This is a genomic window from Acinetobacter sp. ACIN00229, assembly GCF_016106645.1.
Lineage (GTDB): Bacteria > Pseudomonadota > Gammaproteobacteria > Pseudomonadales > Moraxellaceae > Acinetobacter > Acinetobacter oleivorans.
Genome location: NZ_JADWOM010000012.1, coordinates 32,396 through 51,301 on the forward strand (window position 1 = coordinate 32,396; position 18,906 = coordinate 51,301).

Consider the following 18,906-nt stretch of genomic DNA (forward strand, 5'->3'; position numbering starts at 1 on the left):
TTGTCTTTTAGCTTGTTTTATAGATGCATAAGCATGTTTTCTTCGGTATGATTCAAAGTATTCATTTGATAGATTGAGTCTTTAGGAAAGATCATGCAAGAGGAACCAAGTCCGTCGTGGGGAATGCGCGGCTTACGAAAATGGTTAGGCACAGCACCAGAAACCCGTGATGAATTATTAAAATTAGTCCAAAATTCACGTCGCTTTTTAGAACCAGATACTGTTGCCATGCTTGAAGGTGTTCTTGACCTTCCAGCTACAAAAATTCGTGAAGTCATGACACCACGAACAGCAATGATCAGTTTGCAAGAAGATGATCAGTTACTTGATATTCTTGATGTATTGGTCGAGTCTGCTCACTCACGCTTTCCAGTCTTCTCTTCTGATCAGCCTGATAATGTTGTCGGGATTTTGCTCGCAAAAGATTTACTGCCGTTTCTAACCGAACCGAATACCAAAGTCGATATTCGAGTTCTTATGCGTCAGCCTTTGTTTGTTCCAGAAAGTGCGCGTTCCGATCAGGTTCTACGCATGTTGAAACATACTCAGACTCACATTGCTATTGTGATTGATGAATATGGTTCAACGGCTGGTCTTGTTACGCTCGAAGATATTCTTGAAGAAATCGTTGGCGAAATTGAAGATGAACATGACACTGCTGATGAAGATGCACAGTACATTGTTCCGGACAATGACCATACGGTAGCAAATGCATGGATGGTGCAAGCACTTACACCAATCGAACATTTCAATACTGTTTTAGATGCTGATTTTTCTGACGATGAAGTAGAAACTGTCGGCGGTTTATTACTTCAAGAGATTGGTCTAGTAAGTGATTTACAAGGACAAACTGTTGAACTTGGAAATTGGTTATTTACAATCGTTGAAGCAGATGCCCGCACTATTCATCTGATTCGAGCTGTACGTCAATGAGAGCATACTTTGAAAAGCTGTTAGATTCTTCGCAACAACAAAAACAGCTTCCTTTAATTTTTCCTTTACTCATTGCTTTATTTTCAGGTGCCGTGTTCAGTTTTTCACTGGCACCTTATTATTGGTGGTGGCTGGCAATTTTATCTCCAGCCCTACTCTATGCATCACTACATAAACGCTCAGCTAAACAAGCATTTGCTATTGGCTGGAGCTATGGCTTCGGCTTATGGTTTGTAGGCGCTTTTTGGCTCTACACGTCCATCCATGTATATGGCGATACCAATGCTTTTCTAAGCGTAGGTATGATTGCTATTATGGCCCTGCTTATGGGCTTATTCACCGCACTTCAGACTTGGGTTTACCGACGTTTCTTCCCTGAAACGCCACTGACTTTTGCACCGCTCTGGATTGTTTTCGAGTGGGCAAAAACTTGGGTATTTACAGGTTTCCCATGGCTGTTTGTCGGTTACGCTTTTACTGAACGTTTACTCGATGGTTACGCACCTCTATTCGGTATTTATGCAATTTCCTTCGTTGTTATTGTATTAGCGTGTGCTTTAGTTGAAGTTCTGCGCAAGCGTATTTTCTGGGTTATCCCGTCTGCCCTATTGGTTTTAGGTGCATGGGGAGCATCATATATACAGTTTGTAAAACCTAAAGCTGCTAAACCACTTAGCGTTTCGCTCATTCAAGGCAACATTCCACAAGATTTAAAATGGCTGACTGAATATCAAGTTAGAACATTAGAAATTTATGCTGGTCTGACTCAATCTGAATGGGGCCGTGACTTAATTGTATGGCCTGAATCTTCAATTCCACTCTTCCAAACTGACATTGAACCGTTTTTGGATGCAATGGATGCACAAGCGAAAAAGAACCACACTGCATGGGTAACCGGAATTCCTTACTGGGATGTTACCAAATCTCATGAAGTCGGTAGCCCGCTGTATTACAACAGTATTATGGCTTCTGGTAGCGACTCAAGCGGTCTCTATAAAAAGCAGCGTCTTGTGCCGTTTGGTGAATATATTCCACTATCAGGTTTACTCTCATGGGTATTACCAGCCATGCAAAATGATATTAGCATGAGCGGTTTTTCACGTGGTGAGAGTAACCAGAAACCACTCATGATTAAAGGACATGCGCTTGCTGCTGCGATTTGTTATGAAGTGGCTTATCCAAACCTTACCCGACGCAATGCAGAAGACAGCGACTTTTTAGTGACTGTATCTAATGACGCTTGGTTTACGGGTACTGCGGGGCCATGGCAACATTTACAGATGGTGCAGATGCGTGCTAAAGAAAATGGTCGCTGGTTTATTCGTGCAACCAACACTGGTGTAACAGCATTTATCGATCAAAATGGTCATATCACTGAACAAGCACCGCTCGATAAAGAGTTTGTCTTGAGAGGTGATTTACCTGCCATGCAAGGTCAAACTCTTTATAACCGTTTAGGTGATTATCCAGTGTTAGGATTTGCAGTATTACTGCTGATTTTAGGTTGGATTTATCGTCCACGTAAAGTTGACGTTTCTTTTAAATCACGTCGCTAAATTATAATAGCTTTGTACCCAGAGGAACTTCAAACTCTGGGATACAAAGTGCAACATCCCCATCCGCGTTATGAAACCCTGTCACCAAACATTCTGACTGAATAGGCCCTATTTGTTTTTTAGGGAAATTCACTACAGCAACAACTAATTTACCAATTAAATCTTGTGGTTGATAAAGTTTAGTAATCTGAGCACTCGATTTACGTATACCCAATTCTTCACCAAAATCTACATGTAAAATATAGGCAGGTTTACGCGCTTTTTCAAAAACCTCAGCTTGAATAATTTTACCAACACGAAGCTCTACTTTTAAAAAATCATTCCACTCGATTTGTTCCATTTGCTTTTTCTCATGTTCTTAAATATCTGATTTGAAGCATATAATATGTACAAATAAAGAAACACCCTCTTTTTATTTCCAGTTTTCAAAATTCATGCTAAATTAAATCTGCTCATCAAAAGCCGTAAACGTTTACGTCAATCAACGTGCCAACATACCTCCAACAATGCTTGGAGCTATTTGTTCAAAATATTTTTATATTTTTGAATGGCACTGGCGTTTGTTGGTTTACGGAGTCAAAAATGCAAAACTCAAAATCTTTGTCTAGTTTTAAAAAAATTCCAAATCGCTATACATCTATCGTTTTACCTTTTCTTCTATCCATCATTATGACTTTTGTAGTGTCTATGGTCAGTACTTTACGAAGTTTAGGGCTAGAAGAATTTTCCATTTATGTCTGGATGTCTGCATGGACAATTTCTTGGTTAATCGCTTTTCCAACGTTACTTTTGGTCTTACCTGTAGTTCGTAAAATCACGGCAATATTAGTACAACCTGCTTAACTAAAAAAATAAAACGTAGATGTTGAGTCTACGTTTTATTTAAAAATCTGCTTTTAAAATATCATTAAAAAGCGATAGATAGTTCCAAAGATAAATAAGCAACTAGGCTTGATAAAAAGACCATGGGTACATAACGATAAGCTTTAAACAGTAATTGCTCATATTTAGTAGATATTTGTTTAGCTTGCCAGACACTCGCTTTTAATGCGGTAAAGAAGCTCACCATCAACCATGCACTCACAATACTTAATGCAAAGAAGCCAATCATAATTTGGCTACTTCCCTCTGTACTCAGCCATAGCTTTAATGAAAATTCAGCAAGCGGCAATAAACCCAAAATCAATAGGACAGACTTCAGCATTACCCAATGAAACTGAGTCAGTTCATCTAATATGAGAAATGCTTTCATTTAATCTCTCCTTTTTAATGGAATAAAGTGCTTTTTATTTATTATGCAAAGCTTTCATTTAAATATATAGCTTATTTTTCTCTACATTTTAACTTTCTTGTAACTATTAAATATGGGAATAATTCTTATTATAAATCTCAAATATCATTATTAATTTTAATTTATATTTTTCAATTATTTATTATATTTTCATGATTGAGAGAGATTATCAATTCGAATTTATCGGTTTATCTTTTTAACTGAATTGATAATCTCTATTATATTTTCAATTAAGGCTGATAATAAATATCCGCATCATTACCCTCACCACCATCTTTGCCATCTGCTCCAAATGAATACAAATCAAAAGCGCGACCATCTGCCCCAGGAATGACATATTGAATATCGTTTTTCCAACTGTCTTTAGGATAACCACCTTTTACATAGCCACCCGGCATCCAGTTTTTCGCTGTTGCAGGTTGATTAACTAAAGCATCTAGCCCGCCTTCTTGCATGGTTGGGAAATGTCCGTTATCAAGTTTGTACTGATCTAAAGCACCAGCCACACCTTTTAATGTAATTTGGGTGGTATCAATTTTAGCTTTTTCACTACGCCCCATGACATTTGGTACGATTAACGCTGCTAACACGCCTAAAATTACAATCACGACCATGACTTCAATGAGGGTAAATCCTGAGTTTTTATTTCGTTTGCGTTGCATAGGTTGTACTTTCATCATTATCTCTAATATCAAAGTTATTAAATCATATTGTTCATATTTACGATTGGCAGCATAACCGCGATTACAATAACCAGTACAATGCTTGCCATTAGAACCAGCATAAGTGGTTCAAGTAATGCCAGTAAGGTTGAAATGAATGTTGTAACCTCACGATCTTGCATGGTCGATGCACGTTCTAACATGCGGTCCAGTTCGCCTGATGCCTCACCACTTCGAATCATTTGTACCATCATTGGCGGGAAATAACCACTACGCTCAAGTTGTGTACCCAAGTTACCACCTTCGGTAACACGCTCAGCTGCATGGGCAATTGAATCACGCATGACCCAATTACTGGTCACTGCTGCACCAATCTTTAAGGCATCGACCAAAGGTACGCCTGAACGAGTCAAAATAGATAAAGTACTGGCAAATCGTGCAGAATTAATACCACGTGACAGTTTACCGAATAATGGCAATTTGAGTGTTAATCGATCAAAAGCATAATGCCCAGCAGTCGTTTTTAAGAATCGTACAAATGCAACAATTCCTACAACTGCAAAAATAATAATAAACACCCAAGCATGACGGATAAAATCACTGGCTTTCATTAAAGCAACTGTAATCCACGGCAAGGCATCTTTGCTTTGGTCAAACGTTTTTACAATCTCTGGTACAACATAAGTCATTAAGCCCATCACAATACCAAAAGACATCAGCATTAAAATGATTGGGTAAATCATGGCGCCCTGAACTTTCTTTTGCATGGCAAAACGGTTTTCGGTGTAATCCGAGAGCTGATCTAAAATCAGATCTAAATGCCCAGAACGCTCACCAGCGGCGACCGTTGCAATATAGAGGTCTGGAAACCGTCCAGATTGTTGCATACCTTGTGCGAGTGAATGCCCTTCTAAAACGCGAGAACGGACAGATAATAAAAGGTTTTGCACATGCGGTTTTTCACTTTGCCTGCTTACCGCACGTAAAGCTTCTTCTAGAGGAATTGCTGCTGCAACCAAAACAGAAAGTTGTCTGGTCATGAGTGCCAAATCATAAGCACTGAACTTTTTTTGGAATAACCCCTGACTTTGATGTTTATCTTTTTGTTCAACAGGGTCAACACTAATTGGTGTCCATGCTTTATCGCGTAATTGTTGGCGAATCTGGCGTGCTGAATCTCCTTCAAGCACTCCTTTTTGCTGCTTCCCTGAAGCATCAATGGCAGTAAATTGATATGCAGGCATGGTAATGTTCTAATTTTCCAAAAATAATAGTCGCTGCTGTTGCATCTATGCTACGCAATCATTCATATTCGTTCTATAGCCTGTGTAGAATACCCAAGTCCTCTTCACGACGCTATGCCGTTTTTTAAAATTGACGAAATGAGCCTCTATGACCATAACGCCAAAGCCTGATTCAGTTGTTTATCGTGTGCGTGTAGCCGTACCTGTGCATCTGTACGACAATTTTGACTATACACTCACCCAAGCACAATATGAACGGGCTCACATAGGCTCACGCGTCGCTATTTCATTTGGACGCCAAAACCTAATTGGTATCATTACTGAAAAAGTGAACCCAAATGAATCATTTACAGGTACCTTTCAGCTTAAAGCCATTTCTGAACTTTTAGATGAAGAACCAATTTTAGATGAACAAGTTTTAAGTTTATTGACATGGTCCGCACAATATTACCAATTTCCAATTGGTGAGGTTATGCAAACCGCCCTACCCGCGTTATTGCGTCAGGGCAAACCGATGGATGTTTTGTTTCATCTTTGGAAAATCACACCCTGTGACAATGTTGAAGCCCTGCTAAAGCGTTCTGTTAAGCAACAAGATGCTTATCAGATTTTAAAATTACACCCCGCTGGAACTACAGAAAATATTCTCAATTTAAGTGGTGTAGAAACTGCAACGCTTAAAGCACTTCAAAAGAAAGGATTGGTTGACTGCACGCTCGAACCACACGACTTTAGCCCGACACCAGCTCAATTGGCACAAATGCCGCTCACGCTCAATGAAGATCAAAAGAAAGCAACCCAGCACGTCGTAAACGCGCAACATCAATACCAAGCCTTTTTACTAGATGGCTTAACTGGAAGTGGTAAAACTGAAGTTTATCTGCACATCATGCACGAAGTGCTAAAGCGAGGTAAACAAGTACTGGTGTTAGTACCTGAAATTGGCTTAACCCCTCAAACGATTTCTCGCTTTAAGTCTCGTTTTAACTGTGATATTGCTTTATTGCATTCAGGCTTAAATGATTCCAAACGCTTACAAGCATGGCAACAAGCACAGACCGGAAAAGCGTCTATTATTTTAGGAACGCGCTCTGCCATCTATACGCCACTGCCACGTTTGGGCCTCATCATTTTAGATGAAGAACACGACCTGTCTTATAAGCAACAAGAAGGCTTCCGATATCATGCGCGTGATGTCGCACTGTACCGCGGTCACTTGCAAAGCTGCCCTGTTATTTTAGGTTCAGCCACACCAAGTATTGATAGTTATTATTTAGTCGAAACTGGCAAATTAACTACACTGCAACTCAACAAACGTGCTGGACATGCACTTTTGCCTAAAATGCATTTGATTGACCTTAAAATTGTCAAAAAGCAGCATGGAATTAGCCAACCCCTTATTGAACAAATCAAACATACATTAGCTAGAAAAGAACAGGTTTTAATCTTTTTAAACCGTCGTGGCTATGCACCTGTACTGGTTTGTGAAAGCTGTGGATGGCAAGCAAATTGCCCGCATTGTGATGCGCATTTTACTTTGCACACTCAGCCTTATTCTTATTTACACTGCCATCACTGCGGAACCATTCATCGCTTACCCGATCATTGCCCTGAATGTCAGCAAAAAAGCTTAAAAACTTTAGGTGCAGGAACCGCTAAGGTTGAAGAGCACTTACAAGAACTATTTCCAGATCATGATGTCATTCGGGTCGATCGTGACAGTACCAGTCGTGTCGGAAGCTGGCAAAAAATTTATGATCGCATTCATCAAAACAAACCAACAATTTTGCTCGGTACTCAAATGTTGGCAAAAGGCCATCATTTTCCACATGTCACATTAGTTGCCATTTTAGATATTGATGCAGGTTTACTCAGTGTAGACATCCGTGCGCCAGAACGTACGGCGCAGCTGATTGTACAAGTCGCTGGTCGTGCAGGTCGTGGAGAACATAAAGGTCATGTTTATTTACAAACCTTAAGACCTGATCATCCGTTACTTACCACACTCATCGAAAAAGATTATCGCGCGGTTGCCAAACAAACGCTGGCTGAACGTAAAGTTGCTTTGCTGCCGCCTTATCGCTATGCAGTTCTAATACGAGCAGAATCCAAAGATCGTGACTATACCTTACAATTTTTAAATGAAGCTGCCGAGCAACTTCGTCAAGTCGCTGGTGAGATTGTTGATATTTGGGGACCTATTCCAGCGCCGATGGAACGTAAAGCGGGACGCTACCGTGCCCACATGGTAATTTTATCTGCCGACCGTGCTCGCCTACATTTTTACTTAAGACAATGGTGGTCTCAATTGGTTCATGCCCCAAGACAGCATCAACTCAGGCTATCAATTGATGTCGATCCGCAAGAATTTAATTAGATGATTTGAATATCATGGTGTGAAGAAGCCTTTTTGGCTTTACACTTAAAAGAGACTAATACATTCGAGGCAATGAATGTCATTCCTACTGCAAGCAACAATCTTTCTTGGAGCTTCTCTGATTTTAGTCCCTCTTGGCAAACGCCTAGGGATAGCAACAGTTTTAGGTTATTTATTTACAGGAATACTTCTAGGTCCTAGTGTTTTAAATATTGCACATGACCCTGAAGCAATTATGGAACTTGCCGAATTCGGTGTCATTTTATTGATGTTCCTGATTGGTTTAGAACTAAGACCACAGCGGTTGTGGGAAATGCGTGACTCTATTTTTGTAATGGGAAGTCTGCAAGTCCTCATTAGCGGTGGCGTACTTATGCTGATCATACTATTACTCTTTAAGCAGCAGCTTTCTGTTAGCTTTGTCATTGGTTTTGCCCTTGCGCTGTCTTCCACCGCTTTTGTATTACAGCTTCTGACTGAAAAGCAGCAACTCAACACGACTTATGGTCAGCAATCTTTTTCGATTTTGCTCTTTCAAGATATAGCGGCGATTCCCTTACTTGCCATCATTCCATTATTGGCAGGAACAGAATCAACCCATCACGGGATCGCTTATTTTGCAGCTATTATTGCAACCTTTACGGGCTTGTTTTTGTTTAGTCGCTATGTGATGCGTCCATTCTTCCGTTTTGTTGCCAAAAGTGGAGCGACTGAACTTATTACAGCAGTAGGATTATTTATTATTCTTGCTGTTGTCTTGCTTATGGATACTCTAGGAATTAGCACCACATTAGGCGCATTCCTCACAGGTGTATTATTAGCAGATTCAGAATTTCGTCACGAAGTTGAAGCGAGTATTGCACCGTTCAAAGGTTTACTACTTGGCTTATTCTTTATGACCGTGGGTATGACCACCCAGTTGTCCCTACTCATTGAAATGCCTTTACTTATTATTGGTGGAGCAGTCGGCTTATTGCTCATCAAAACACTGATATTGACTGCCATTGCCCGCTATAAAAAATACAGTTGGAACAATAGCTTACTTTTGGGTACTTGCTTGGCACAAGGCGGAGAATTTGCTTTTGTAATTTTGAGTCTTGCAAAAAGTGAGAAAATTTTAACTCAAGCTCTATTAGAGCCAGTGACCCTTATTGTCACATTGTCGATGGTACTTACCCCAGTGATTTACTGGATTATGGCAACCAAGGTCATTCCTCTGTTTAATAAAGAACGTCCACCTGAGTACGATGAAATTCCTCAGCAGGATAACCCGATTATCATTGCTGGTTTTGGTCGATTTGGACAAATTATCGCGCGTATTGCCCGCCTGCAACATTTGGGCTTTACCGCAATCGACAATAATCTTCATCAAGTAGACTTTGTTCGACGCTATGGCGGCAAGCTTTATTATGGCGATGTGACCCAGCCAGATTTATTGCGTTCCGCGGGTATTGAAAAAGCCAAAGTATTTATTTTAGCGATTGATGATGTTGAAGATTCAATGAACGTTGCACGGCATCTCAGATTAAATTATCCAAACTTAAAGTTATTAGCTCGTGCTCGTGACCGTCACCATGTACATCTTTTAAGAGATTTAGGCGTTGAACACATTTGGCGTGAAACATATTTATCTTCATTAGGAATGGCTTATCGCGCCTTGAGAGAACTCGGTATCTCAGATGAACAAGCCTATAACAATATCGAAATCTTTCGGGATTACGATGAGAAATTGCTCATACAGCAGCAAAGTATTTATACTGATGAACAGAAGATCTTTGAAACGCATCGTAATGCCTTAGCCGAACTTGAACATTTGTTTGAAAGTGATGCACAGCAACAGGCTACGTCAAAACATGATGTTAATTTAAAGCGTCATTTACAGCCAAATCGCATCGACATTACAAGAGATCATCTAGAATAACTTGAGATTTCAGAAAATGGCTATATTAAGGACTTATTCACATTGCCTAAATAATTGGACAATGGGCACAAAGCTGCCCCTGTCCGGCTTGCGGCTTCGCTGCATTTCCTAAGCTTGATTAAAACGAAATAGTTATACTCTGCTTAGGGCCCTGGAGAATATTATGTCTGATTTACGCCAACGCTTTTATATTGAGAACTTTCCGGTTCGTGGGGAAGTAGTTCATCTAGAAGAGGCACTACAAACTATCTTAGCTCAACGTGACTATATGCCTGCGGTTAAAATTCTGCTAGGTGAAATGTTGAGTGCGACTGCATTACTTGCAAGTACACTAAAAATCAAAGGCCGTATCAGCTTGCAAATCCAGGCTAGCGGCACCTTTAAGTGGGCAATGGCTGAATGTAATCATTTGGGTGAAGTACGTGCTCTAGCTGATTACGAAACGGACCCACGCTTCATCGAAGCAACAGACAGTAGTACAGTTCTTGGCGCTTTAGTTAATCCAGTTTTATTTATTAATATTGAACCTGAATTTGGCGAGCGTTATCAAGGGATTGTCCCTCTTGATCAAAAAACTTTAGCTGGTTGTTTAATGCAGTATTACGATTTGTCTGCACAAATTCCAACTCGCATTGTGTTAGCAAGTACAACCAAACGCTCTGGTGGTCTACTGATTCAGCTTTTACCACGTCATGATGAAGAAGAGCAAAACTTGGTCGATGAAGATTTATGGCCACGTTTGACAATGTTGACCGAAACATTAAAAGCCGAAGAGCTGACCAATTTAGATGCAAACGAAATTTTATATCGTTTATATAACGAAGAAGAAGTTCGTTTACCAGAAATTGAAGCATTAAAATTTGGTTGTACATGTTCAAAAGAACGCTGTGCAAATGCGCTGATTCAAATTGGTGTAGACGCTGTTCATGAAACCTTAGAAGAACAGAACCCTATTCGTATGGATTGTCAGTTCTGTAATACTCAATACACCTTTACTGCTGAAGAAGCTTTAGCATTATTTGGTGAACATTTGAGTTAATTATTAAAATTTATAAAAAGGCGGATATACCGCCTTTTTATTTGTCTGTACTTTTGATGATAGTTTTCAATATTTTATTTTAAATAGGATAATATAAGGCTACTTTATAGCCTATAAATAGATGCTTAAAACGCCATGAATTATTTTGATTATTTTCTCTTTATTTTTAGCGTAATTATTATGATTGCGACCCCTGGCCCCGTAATGATTTTAGTTGCAAGCGCTGGACTTAAAGGAGGCTATAAAAAAGCGCTTGAAACCATTTTTGGTACAAATCTAGCATCTCTTGTCTTAATTTTTATTTCAGTACTCGTTTTAAAGGGAGTACTGAGTGTTAACGATAGTTATCTCAATATCATTCGTATTCTAGGCTGCCTATATATTGGTTATTTGGGTTTTAGTATTCTTAAAGAAGTGATTCAAGCACCTCATCCAGAAGCAATACAAACAGTTTCAGCACAAAATGGTGGTTTTAAAAAAGGCTTTCTCGTGGGTATTTCAAACCCTAAAGATATTATTTTTTTCTCGGCTTTCTTTCCGCAATTCGTCTCTATTACCCCTCACTTAAATTTAAGTCTAACCATACTCACCCTGACATGGATTGTTTTAGACTTCCTCACCTTATCTTTGGTTTATATATTCTTCCGTCGCCTCTCTAACAGTCATTTATATCCAAAAATATTAGGGCTATGCGGTTTATTACTTTTACTTATTGCCCTGTATGGCTTATATCAAAGTTTCATCTAAATCATGAAAGGTATGGGCCTCATTTGCCTATACCTTTTTCTATCAATTTCATTTTGGAATAGAACAACTCTTATACAATCTAGCTTATTGAAAACTCTAAAAATCGTTTCATAATGAAATAAACAACTCCATCGTGATAAAACATTATGGCAAAAAATTATTATGAAGAATTAGGGGTTACACGCAAAGCCTCTGCTGATGAAATTAAAAAAGCTTATCGGAAACTAGCCCGTAAATATCATCCTGACATCAGCAAAGAAAAAGATGCGGAAGAAAAGATGCAGGCCATTAATGTTGCCTATGACACGTTAAGCAATGCAGAAAAAAAAGCTGAATATGACCAGATGTTAGATCACCCTCAAGGTTTTAATAACTTTGGTCAGGGTGCTGCACAAGGTGGTTTTGATGGAGCACAGTTTTATCGCCAAGGCTTTACAGGTGGTGAACAAGCAGACTTTAGCGGTTTTGAAGATTTATTTGGACGCTTTGGTGCAGGATTTGGTGGTGGTCAGCAACAGTACCAGAGACAACAGCGTAGTTATCGCGGTGAAGACCAACATGCCAGCATAGAGGTTGATCTTGATATTGCCTATCATGGATCAACGCAACAGATTACCCTGCAAATCCCGACCATGAATGCTTATGGCGAGCCTGAAGTTCAACGCAAAACCTTACAGGTGAAAATACCAAAAGGTATGAAAGAAGGTCAGCAAATCCGCTTAAGTGGACAAGGACAAAGTGGCATCAATGGCGGTGCCAACGGCGATCTTTATATTGAAATTCAGTATAAAGATACAGACCGCGTTCATGTTGAAGGTAGCGATGTATATTTGACTGTAGATGTAGCGCCGTGGGAAGCTGCATTAGGTCAAGGTATTGAGGTAAAAACACCAGCTGGACCTTTAAACGTCAATTTACCTCACAACGCAAAACAAGGACAACAGCTACGTTTAAAAGACAAAGGGATACCAAATAAAACGCCAGGCCATCTCTATTTAATTTTAAATATTGTATTCCCACCCGCACATTCTGAAAAAGAAAAACAAGCTTATCAGCAACTGGCTGAAGCCTTCTCTTCATTCGAACCTCGTTCATCTCATTAGGGAGCAAGATCATGACAACCATTCATTATCGCGAAATTGTATATGACGGCCATACCTTTAGTGCGGAGGTCGTTGATGAACAATCTACATTTGATCTACAACAATTTGCTCAAGCTTGTGGTCAAAGCCCTGACTGGATTATTCAGTTAATTGAATATGACATTTTATCAGTCGACAATACACCAGAAGCACACCAATTTATCGGTGAAGATGTGGCACGTGCACGTAAAGCTTATCGTCTGCAACGTGACTTTGACGCAAGTTTGGCAGCAGTTGCGGTGATGTTAGATTTGATTGATGAAGTACAACAACTTAGAAAACAGTTGAAGCATTTTCATTGAGGAATAGCATTAATACAGCATAAAACCCTAGTTGAAATCTGATAGTCGGGAAAGCCATCTGCAACCTGCGTGGTATCAATCAGATAGTGCTTTTGTAATACTGTTATTTAAAAATAAGTATTGAACAGGTTTTGAAGATGGCAATGGTTTTGCCTACTTTTGCCGAAACAAAAGTAGGTCGAACCGAAGGTTAATGACTATATTAAATAACAACTCAGCAAGACCCCGACGTGCAAAAATAAAAATTTATTTCAACCGAGTAATCTTTTCTAATTCCTTCACAGTCTGTTTAATCGGCTCATATTCCAAAAACCAAAACAAATTCATCCGATCTTGACGATGCTGTTGAGCCAATAAATCAATTACACTTTTTTCACCACGCCCAACCAAGTGCTGTCGATAAAAATAGTACAACAGAAAAATCGTACTAATCAGCATGGCACCCAACATAATCCAAAAACCAACAGGTGATTTAAGACCAGGAATAAACTCAAAGTTCATTCCATAAATGCCCGTTAAAAGGGTAAGTGGTGCAAAGACTGCCGTGATAATCGCAAGAATCCGCATGTTTTCATTAGTTTGGTTTGCAATAGCAGAAAAATGTAAATCAATGGCCGACTGAATTGCGCTACGTAACCGCAAAGTATGTTTCTGAATACGTTCCACATGACTCATTAAATCATTTAAACGAACCAGTAAAATATCTTGAGAATTATGGATGTGACTCCCAACAACATGATGGTAATTTTCTACAATTTCATCCCGAAACTCTTGAAGGGTTTCAATTTGTTCTTCACATAAATTTTCGACCTGTTGAAAGGCCATATTCTCATGGAACAACTGGTGCCATTGTTTAAAACGACGATTACCCTGCAATAGTTGTTGTTGCCAATGCTCTACTCTTCTCGTCAATGGTGAGCGGATATCAAGGTAACCATCAACCATACTATTTAACAAACGTAATGATAAATCGACGGGTGAATTCGGTAATTTACGGGTTTTGTTTTGTTCTGCTAAAGTTTTACATAAAATATTTTCGAGACGTTGAATATAGTTTTCAATCGACTTATTCCCCTGCTCGCGCACACTAATCAGCACATCAGGTGTCAAAATAAAACTAATCGGCGTCGTTGCTAAACCAAAAACACTATCTTGTGATTCTGCATGCTTAATTTCATCGTCAGGCGTAACCAATTTCTTAAAAATTAACAGGTCATATTCTTCAAGCGTGTCAAATGCACAGGGATGTTCAATGTTGGCAATATCCCGCATATGAAACTCATTAATAACCACACCTGAAAGCTTATGAATCTCTTGTTGCCATTCTTCGTTATGGTTAACCACATCCGTTCTGACACTATCAATCCAGAAAAACTCCAGAACATGTTCACTATGCTGTTCGCGACTTAAAAAGACATAGCCGTCGCTTTGATGGCGATAAAAATAATAAACCTGCATACCACAACGATCTGTTTTTGTATTACTTGCATCATGCCATAAAAAAAGTCCGCATCAAGCGGACTTTTTCGTGTCATTCAAACAATTATGCTTGTTCAATGTCTTTCATAGTCAATTTAATACGACCACGATTATCAACATCAGCAACTTGTACTTTCACTTCTTGACCTTCTTTAAGAACGTCAGTCACGTTCGCAATACGTTCGTTTGAAATTTGCGAAATGTGAAGAAGACCATCAGTACCCGGCATGATGTTTACAAACGCACCGAATTCTACAATACGGATTACTTTACCGTCATAGATCTTACCTGGTTCAACTTCAGCAGTAAGTGCTTGAATTTTTGCAATCGCAGCACGAGCAGCAGCTTTAGTTTCTCCAAATACGCGAACTGTACCGTTATCTTCAATATCAATTGCAGCTTTAGTTTCTTCAGTAATGGCACGAATCGTTGCGCCACCTTTACCAATAACATCACGGATCTTGTCTGGATTGATGTTAATCACTTCAAATGTCGGTGCATGTGCGCTGATTTCAGCACGAGCACGTGAAATGACTTTATTCATTTCATTCAGGATGTGCATACGACCAGCAAATGCTTGGTTTAATGCAACTTCCATAATTTCTTCAGTGATACCTTCAATCTTAATGTCCATTTGAAGCGCAGTAATACCGTTTGCAGAACCTGCTACTTTAAAGTCCATATCACCTAAGTGATCTTCATCACCCAAGATGTCAGAAAGTACTGCAAAACGCTCGCCTTCTTTCACTAAGCCCATTGCGATACCAGCAACTGGTGCTTTAAGTGGAACACCCGCATCCATAAGTGATAATGAAGCACCACATACAGAAGCCATTGAAGATGAACCGTTAGATTCAGTAATGTCAGATACGATACGGATTACGTACGGGAAGCGGTCAGCAGCAGGAAGAACAGCTTGAACACCACGACGTGCTAAACGACCATGACCGATTTCACGACGCTTAGGGCCAGACTCACGGCCAGTTTCACCTACAGAGTATGCAGGGAAGTTGTAGTGCAACATGAAGTTGTCAGTTTTAGTACCTGACAATGTATCAACCATTAATGCATCACGAGTATTACCCAAAGTTGTTGTTACCAACGCTTGAGTTTCACCACGTGTAAATAATGCAGAACCGTGAGCGCGGTCTAATACACCAACTTGAACGTCGATACCACGAACAGTTTTAGTATCACGGCCATCAATACGTGGTTTACCTGACAAGATGTTGTCACGTACTGTACGATATTTAAGGTCTTCAAATAATTCATTTACTTCGTCAGCAATACCAGTTTCGTCATTTTCAGGAACGAACTGAGCTACAGCTTCTGCATAAAGTGCATCAAGTGCTGCATAACGGTCTTGTTTAACCGCAATTGTATATGCTTCAGAAATTTTAGCTTCGAAAGCTGCTTTTAATTGCTCAAGAAGTGCTTCGTTTTTGCTTGGAGCAACCCAAGTTGATTCAACTGCACCAGCAGCAGCAGCAAATTCTTTAATTGCTTGAATCGCGATTTGCATTTCGTCGTGACCGAAAAGCACAGCACCAAGCATTTGGTCTTCTGAAAGCTCTTTAGCTTCAGATTCAACCATTAATACAGCAGATTCTGTACCAGCAACAACAAGGTCAAGATCGCTTTCTTTCAGCTGTTCAAAGTTCGGGTTAAGAACATATTCACCGTTGATTAAACCAACACGTGCGCCACCGATTGGACCACGGAAAGGAGTACCAGCAATAGATAATGCTGCTGATGTACCAAGCATTGCTGCAATATCAGCATCCATAGTTTTGTCAGAAGAAACAACTGTTGCTGTTACTTGGATTTCGTTGAAGTAACCTTCTGGGAACAATGGACGAATTGGACGGTCAATAAGACGTGAAATTAAAGTTTCAGCTTCAGAAGCACGGCCTTCACGCTTACCGTAACCACCAGGGATACGACCAGCTGCATATTGTTTTTCTTGATAGTTAACTGTTAACGGGAAAAAGTCTTGACCCGCTTTTGCTTTAGGTTGAGCAACAACTGCAACTAAAACAGTTACGCCACCCATTGTAATTAAAACGGTGTTTGCTTGACGTGCAACGCGACCCGTTTCTAAAACGACTTGATGTTGACCGAATTGGAATTCTTTACGAACGATATTAAACATTGACATGTATTGTATTTTCCTAATTTTATTCTAGTGAGACCCCTAAGGTTTGGCATTCAGACTACAACTGTTGGTAGATAAATGACAAAGCTTAGAAGCCATCACACTAGGCCAAAAATTTTAAATAATATTAAACGCAAAGAAGGAGCGCACAAGCGCCCCTTCTAAACATCACTTAATCTAAAATTAAGTGAAACTCTCTTTTCAGCGATAAAGCATTGCGACATGCGAAATAGCGAAAACAAAGTGAAAATCGAATTAACGACGTAAACCTAAAGCACCGATCAAAGCAGTGTAACGACCGTGGTCTTTACCATTTAAGTAGTCGAGCAATTTACGACGTTGGTTAACCATACGGATCAAACCACGACGGCTGTGATGGTCGTGTTTGTGAGCTTTAAAGTGACCTTGTAAATCATTGATTTGAGCAGTCAATAAAGCTACTTGTACTTCTGGTGAACCAGTGTCATTTTCAGCGCGAGCAAATTTAGCAATGATCTCTGCGCGGTCTGCATTAGTTAAAGCCATTCGATTTCTCCGAGATGCTTAAAAAAGTAAACGATATGAATCAGTTGAGGCAACTGACTGCCGTGCATCACTACAGCAAGTTGCCTATTTTAAGGTATCTATAGGTGGATTGCAAAATAGTTTTCAGTAACTTGTCATTTTAGACACTGACACGAGCATGCTAACCCTGCACACTAGCTTTGAATAAAAAGAAAGAAGCGCGAGGGACGTGTGAAAATTTTTTCAACCAACACTTGTCCAGTACCGGACAATATTGAGCAAGTTATTCGTCATCAAGATGAAGTTGCTGCTGAACAGGGTGGAATGACTGAGCGCCAGGTTCAAAAAATCTGGAACAGTATAGAAGCACTATATAAAACCGGAAATTATCCACTCATTACCTTCTGCTTACGTAGACAAGGTAAAGTTTTGCTGAACAGAAGCATTGGATATGCTCAAGGGAACTCTCCGGCAGGATTACAACAGGATGCCCTGATTGCGACTCCAGATACGCCCGTTTGTCTGTTTTCAGCATCGAAGATGATCACGGCCATGCTGATTCATCTACTAGATGAAAAAGGCGAAATCAATTTGCTTGATCCTGTGAGCTACTATATTCCGGAATACGGCGTAAATGGTAAGCGCCGTGCAACCCTCTTTCATTTATTAGCACATCGTGGCGGCATTCCCTATATTGATGGCGATGTCACGCCCGAGCTCCTATTTGATAAAGATGAAATTTTAAAACGTTTATATGCTGCCAAGCCTGTGTCTCCTGCTGGTAACCATCTTGCCTATCATGCGGTTACGGCGGGTTATATTTTAGGTGAAGTCATTGAACGGGTAACTGGGCAAGATTTACGTGAGTTTGTGCATCAAACTATCGAAAAACCAATGGGAATGCCGTATTTCAATTATGGCTTAAAACCAGAATACCGCTCAGAGGTAGCATTAAACTGCGCAACGGGTCTACACCCTCGGCTTGGTACCGATCACTATCTTAACCATGTATTAGGTGGAGGGTTGCAACTTGCAGTTGATGTGACTAACGATAGTCGTTTTATGGATACAATTTGCCCAGCCGGCAACATTTATACGAGTGCTGAACAAGCTGGACGTTTCTTTGAAATGCTTTTAAGTGGCGGAAGCTACGGCGGTCAGCAAATATTTAGTGAGAAAACGATTTTCAGGGCAACACTGCCGACCACAGGCGTTAACATTGACCGTACTTTATTAATTCCAATGCGCTATGCCTTAGGTCCAATGTTAGGTAGTAATCCTGTAGGCCTTTTTGGTCCAATGACGGGGCAAGCTTTTGGTCATTTAGGATTCTCCAACATTTTATGTTGGGCCGACCCTGAAAGAGATATTAGTGTTTCTCTATTAACAACGGGCAAATCGGTCGTGGGAACTCACCTACCTGCTTTAGCCAATGTGCTTTATCAGATTTCAACACAATGCCCACGCATTCCTAGAGATCAGCGCCGATCTTTGTTTGGCAGCGACGCTCATGAAACGAACTTAGTGTAAATCAAATAAAAAACCCAAGCATTT

General features: G+C 40.0%; 17 protein-coding genes. 10 read left to right on the forward strand and 7 right to left on the reverse strand.

Annotated features, from left to right (window positions below):
* Positions 1-93: 93 nt before the first annotated feature.
* Positions 94-933: an HlyC/CorC family transporter gene (locus tag I7H67_RS12425; RefSeq protein ID WP_004794939.1), complete on the forward strand. Its 840-nt coding sequence runs from the start codon at positions 94-96 to the stop codon at positions 931-933.
* Positions 930-2,489, forward strand: coding sequence for an apolipoprotein N-acyltransferase (lnt, locus tag I7H67_RS12430; protein WP_198307985.1), 1,560 nt, complete (start codon positions 930-932; stop codon positions 2,487-2,489). The genes I7H67_RS12425 and lnt overlap by 4 nt, the downstream gene beginning before the upstream one ends.
* A 1-nt stretch (position 2,490) precedes the next feature.
* Here the strand turns inward: lnt and I7H67_RS12435 are convergent, their stop codons facing one another.
* The gene (locus I7H67_RS12435; RefSeq protein ID WP_005301940.1) at positions 2,491-2,829 is read right to left on the reverse strand and encodes a tRNA-binding protein; all 339 of its coding nucleotides are present in this window, start codon (positions 2,827-2,829) and stop codon (positions 2,491-2,493) included.
* 242 nt (positions 2,830-3,071) lie between these two features.
* On the opposite strand from I7H67_RS12435, the gene I7H67_RS12440 reads away from it, so the two are divergent.
* Positions 3,072-3,332, forward strand: coding sequence for a DUF2798 domain-containing protein (locus I7H67_RS12440; protein WP_151988891.1), 261 nt, complete (start codon positions 3,072-3,074; stop codon positions 3,330-3,332).
* A 64-nt stretch (positions 3,333-3,396) separates the two neighbouring features.
* Here the strand turns inward: I7H67_RS12440 and I7H67_RS12445 are convergent, their stop codons facing one another.
* The 3 genes from I7H67_RS12445 to gspF form a co-directional block, all read right to left on the reverse strand.
* Positions 3,397-3,741, reverse strand: a complete 345-nt coding sequence (locus I7H67_RS12445) for a hypothetical protein (RefSeq protein ID WP_107880653.1) — start codon at positions 3,739-3,741, stop codon at positions 3,397-3,399.
* Between the two features lie 269 nt (positions 3,742-4,010).
* Positions 4,011-4,460: a type II secretion system major pseudopilin GspG gene (gene gspG / locus I7H67_RS12450; protein ID WP_171067764.1), complete on the reverse strand. Its 450-nt coding sequence runs from the start codon at positions 4,458-4,460 to the stop codon at positions 4,011-4,013.
* Between the two features lie 20 nt (positions 4,461-4,480).
* Positions 4,481-5,686, reverse strand: a complete 1,206-nt coding sequence (gene gspF, locus I7H67_RS12455; RefSeq protein ID WP_198307986.1) for a type II secretion system inner membrane protein GspF — start codon at positions 5,684-5,686, stop codon at positions 4,481-4,483.
* Between the two features lie 148 nt (positions 5,687-5,834).
* On the opposite strand from gspF, the gene I7H67_RS12460 reads away from it, so the two are divergent.
* The 6 genes from I7H67_RS12460 (at position 5,835) to I7H67_RS12485 (ending at position 13,214) form a co-directional block, all read left to right on the forward strand.
* Positions 5,835-8,063, forward strand: coding sequence for a primosomal protein N' (locus I7H67_RS12460; protein WP_198307987.1), 2,229 nt, complete (start codon positions 5,835-5,837; stop codon positions 8,061-8,063).
* 76 nt (positions 8,064-8,139) lie between these two features.
* Positions 8,140-9,984, forward strand: a complete 1,845-nt coding sequence (locus I7H67_RS12465) for a monovalent cation:proton antiporter-2 (CPA2) family protein (RefSeq protein ID WP_013199060.1) — start codon at positions 8,140-8,142, stop codon at positions 9,982-9,984.
* 163 nt (positions 9,985-10,147) lie between these two features.
* Complete coding sequence (gene hslO, locus I7H67_RS12470; protein WP_005301920.1) at positions 10,148-11,023, forward strand: Hsp33 family molecular chaperone HslO; 876 nt, start codon at positions 10,148-10,150, stop codon at positions 11,021-11,023.
* Between the two features lie 135 nt (positions 11,024-11,158).
* Positions 11,159-11,770, forward strand: coding sequence for a LysE family translocator (locus I7H67_RS12475; protein ID WP_198307988.1), 612 nt, complete (start codon positions 11,159-11,161; stop codon positions 11,768-11,770).
* A 146-nt stretch (positions 11,771-11,916) separates the two neighbouring features.
* Entirely contained in the window at positions 11,917-12,873 is a 957-nt protein-coding gene (locus I7H67_RS12480; RefSeq protein ID WP_198307989.1) for a DnaJ C-terminal domain-containing protein, read from the forward strand.
* An 11-nt stretch (positions 12,874-12,884) separates the two neighbouring features.
* On the forward strand, positions 12,885-13,214 hold the full coding sequence (locus I7H67_RS12485) for a chaperone modulator CbpM (protein WP_005301912.1): 330 nt from the start codon (positions 12,885-12,887) through the stop codon (positions 13,212-13,214).
* A gap of 246 nt (positions 13,215-13,460) precedes the next feature.
* On the opposite strand, the gene I7H67_RS12490 is transcribed toward I7H67_RS12485, so the two are convergent.
* The 3 genes from I7H67_RS12490 to rpsO all read right to left on the reverse strand — a co-directional run bounded on the left by I7H67_RS12490 (position 13,461) and on the right by rpsO (position 17,373).
* On the reverse strand, positions 13,461-14,672 hold the full coding sequence (locus tag I7H67_RS12490) for a magnesium transporter CorA family protein (RefSeq protein ID WP_198307990.1): 1,212 nt from the start codon (positions 14,670-14,672) through the stop codon (positions 13,461-13,463).
* 85 nt (positions 14,673-14,757) lie between these two features.
* Positions 14,758-16,845 (reverse strand): polyribonucleotide nucleotidyltransferase, encoded by a 2,088-nt coding sequence (gene pnp, locus I7H67_RS12495; RefSeq protein ID WP_171056879.1) that lies wholly within the window; start codon positions 16,843-16,845, stop codon positions 14,758-14,760.
* 258 nt (positions 16,846-17,103) lie between these two features.
* Positions 17,104-17,373 (reverse strand): 30S ribosomal protein S15, encoded by a 270-nt coding sequence (gene rpsO / locus I7H67_RS12500; protein ID WP_002114951.1) that lies wholly within the window; start codon positions 17,371-17,373, stop codon positions 17,104-17,106.
* Positions 17,374-17,583: 210 nt separating this feature from the next.
* On the opposite strand from rpsO, the gene I7H67_RS12505 reads away from it, so the two are divergent.
* On the forward strand, positions 17,584-18,882 hold the full coding sequence (locus I7H67_RS12505) for a serine hydrolase domain-containing protein (protein ID WP_198307991.1): 1,299 nt from the start codon (positions 17,584-17,586) through the stop codon (positions 18,880-18,882).
* Positions 18,883-18,906: the final 24 nt, after the last annotated feature.

What these genes read in the sequence shown, in the direction of transcription:
- I7H67_RS12425 (WP_004794939.1), top strand. Translation starts at nt 94, where the DNA reads ATGCAAGAGGAACCAAGTCCGTCGTGGGGAATGCGCGGCTTACGAAAA.
- lnt (WP_198307985.1), top strand. Translation starts at nt 930, where the DNA reads ATGAGAGCATACTTTGAAAAGCTGTTAGATTCTTCGCAACAACAAAAA.
- I7H67_RS12435 (WP_005301940.1), bottom strand. Translation starts at nt 2,829, where the DNA reads ATGGAACAAATCGAGTGGAATGATTTTTTAAAAGTAGAGCTTCGTGTT.
- I7H67_RS12440 (WP_151988891.1), top strand. Translation starts at nt 3,072, where the DNA reads ATGCAAAACTCAAAATCTTTGTCTAGTTTTAAAAAAATTCCAAATCGC.
- I7H67_RS12445 (WP_107880653.1), bottom strand. Translation starts at nt 3,741, where the DNA reads ATGAAAGCATTTCTCATATTAGATGAACTGACTCAGTTTCATTGGGTA.
- gspG (WP_171067764.1), bottom strand. Translation starts at nt 4,460, where the DNA reads ATGATGAAAGTACAACCTATGCAACGCAAACGAAATAAAAACTCAGGA.
- gspF (WP_198307986.1), bottom strand. Translation starts at nt 5,686, where the DNA reads ATGCCTGCATATCAATTTACTGCCATTGATGCTTCAGGGAAGCAGCAA.
- I7H67_RS12460 (WP_198307987.1), top strand. Translation starts at nt 5,835, where the DNA reads ATGACCATAACGCCAAAGCCTGATTCAGTTGTTTATCGTGTGCGTGTA.
- I7H67_RS12465 (WP_013199060.1), top strand. Translation starts at nt 8,140, where the DNA reads ATGTCATTCCTACTGCAAGCAACAATCTTTCTTGGAGCTTCTCTGATT.
- hslO (WP_005301920.1), top strand. Translation starts at nt 10,148, where the DNA reads ATGTCTGATTTACGCCAACGCTTTTATATTGAGAACTTTCCGGTTCGT.
- I7H67_RS12475 (WP_198307988.1), top strand. Translation starts at nt 11,159, where the DNA reads ATGAATTATTTTGATTATTTTCTCTTTATTTTTAGCGTAATTATTATG.
- I7H67_RS12480 (WP_198307989.1), top strand. Translation starts at nt 11,917, where the DNA reads ATGGCAAAAAATTATTATGAAGAATTAGGGGTTACACGCAAAGCCTCT.
- I7H67_RS12485 (WP_005301912.1), top strand. Translation starts at nt 12,885, where the DNA reads ATGACAACCATTCATTATCGCGAAATTGTATATGACGGCCATACCTTT.
- I7H67_RS12490 (WP_198307990.1), bottom strand. Translation starts at nt 14,672, where the DNA reads ATGCAGGTTTATTATTTTTATCGCCATCAAAGCGACGGCTATGTCTTT.
- pnp (WP_171056879.1), bottom strand. Translation starts at nt 16,845, where the DNA reads ATGTTTAATATCGTTCGTAAAGAATTCCAATTCGGTCAACATCAAGTC.
- rpsO (WP_002114951.1), bottom strand. Translation starts at nt 17,373, where the DNA reads ATGGCTTTAACTAATGCAGACCGCGCAGAGATCATTGCTAAATTTGCT.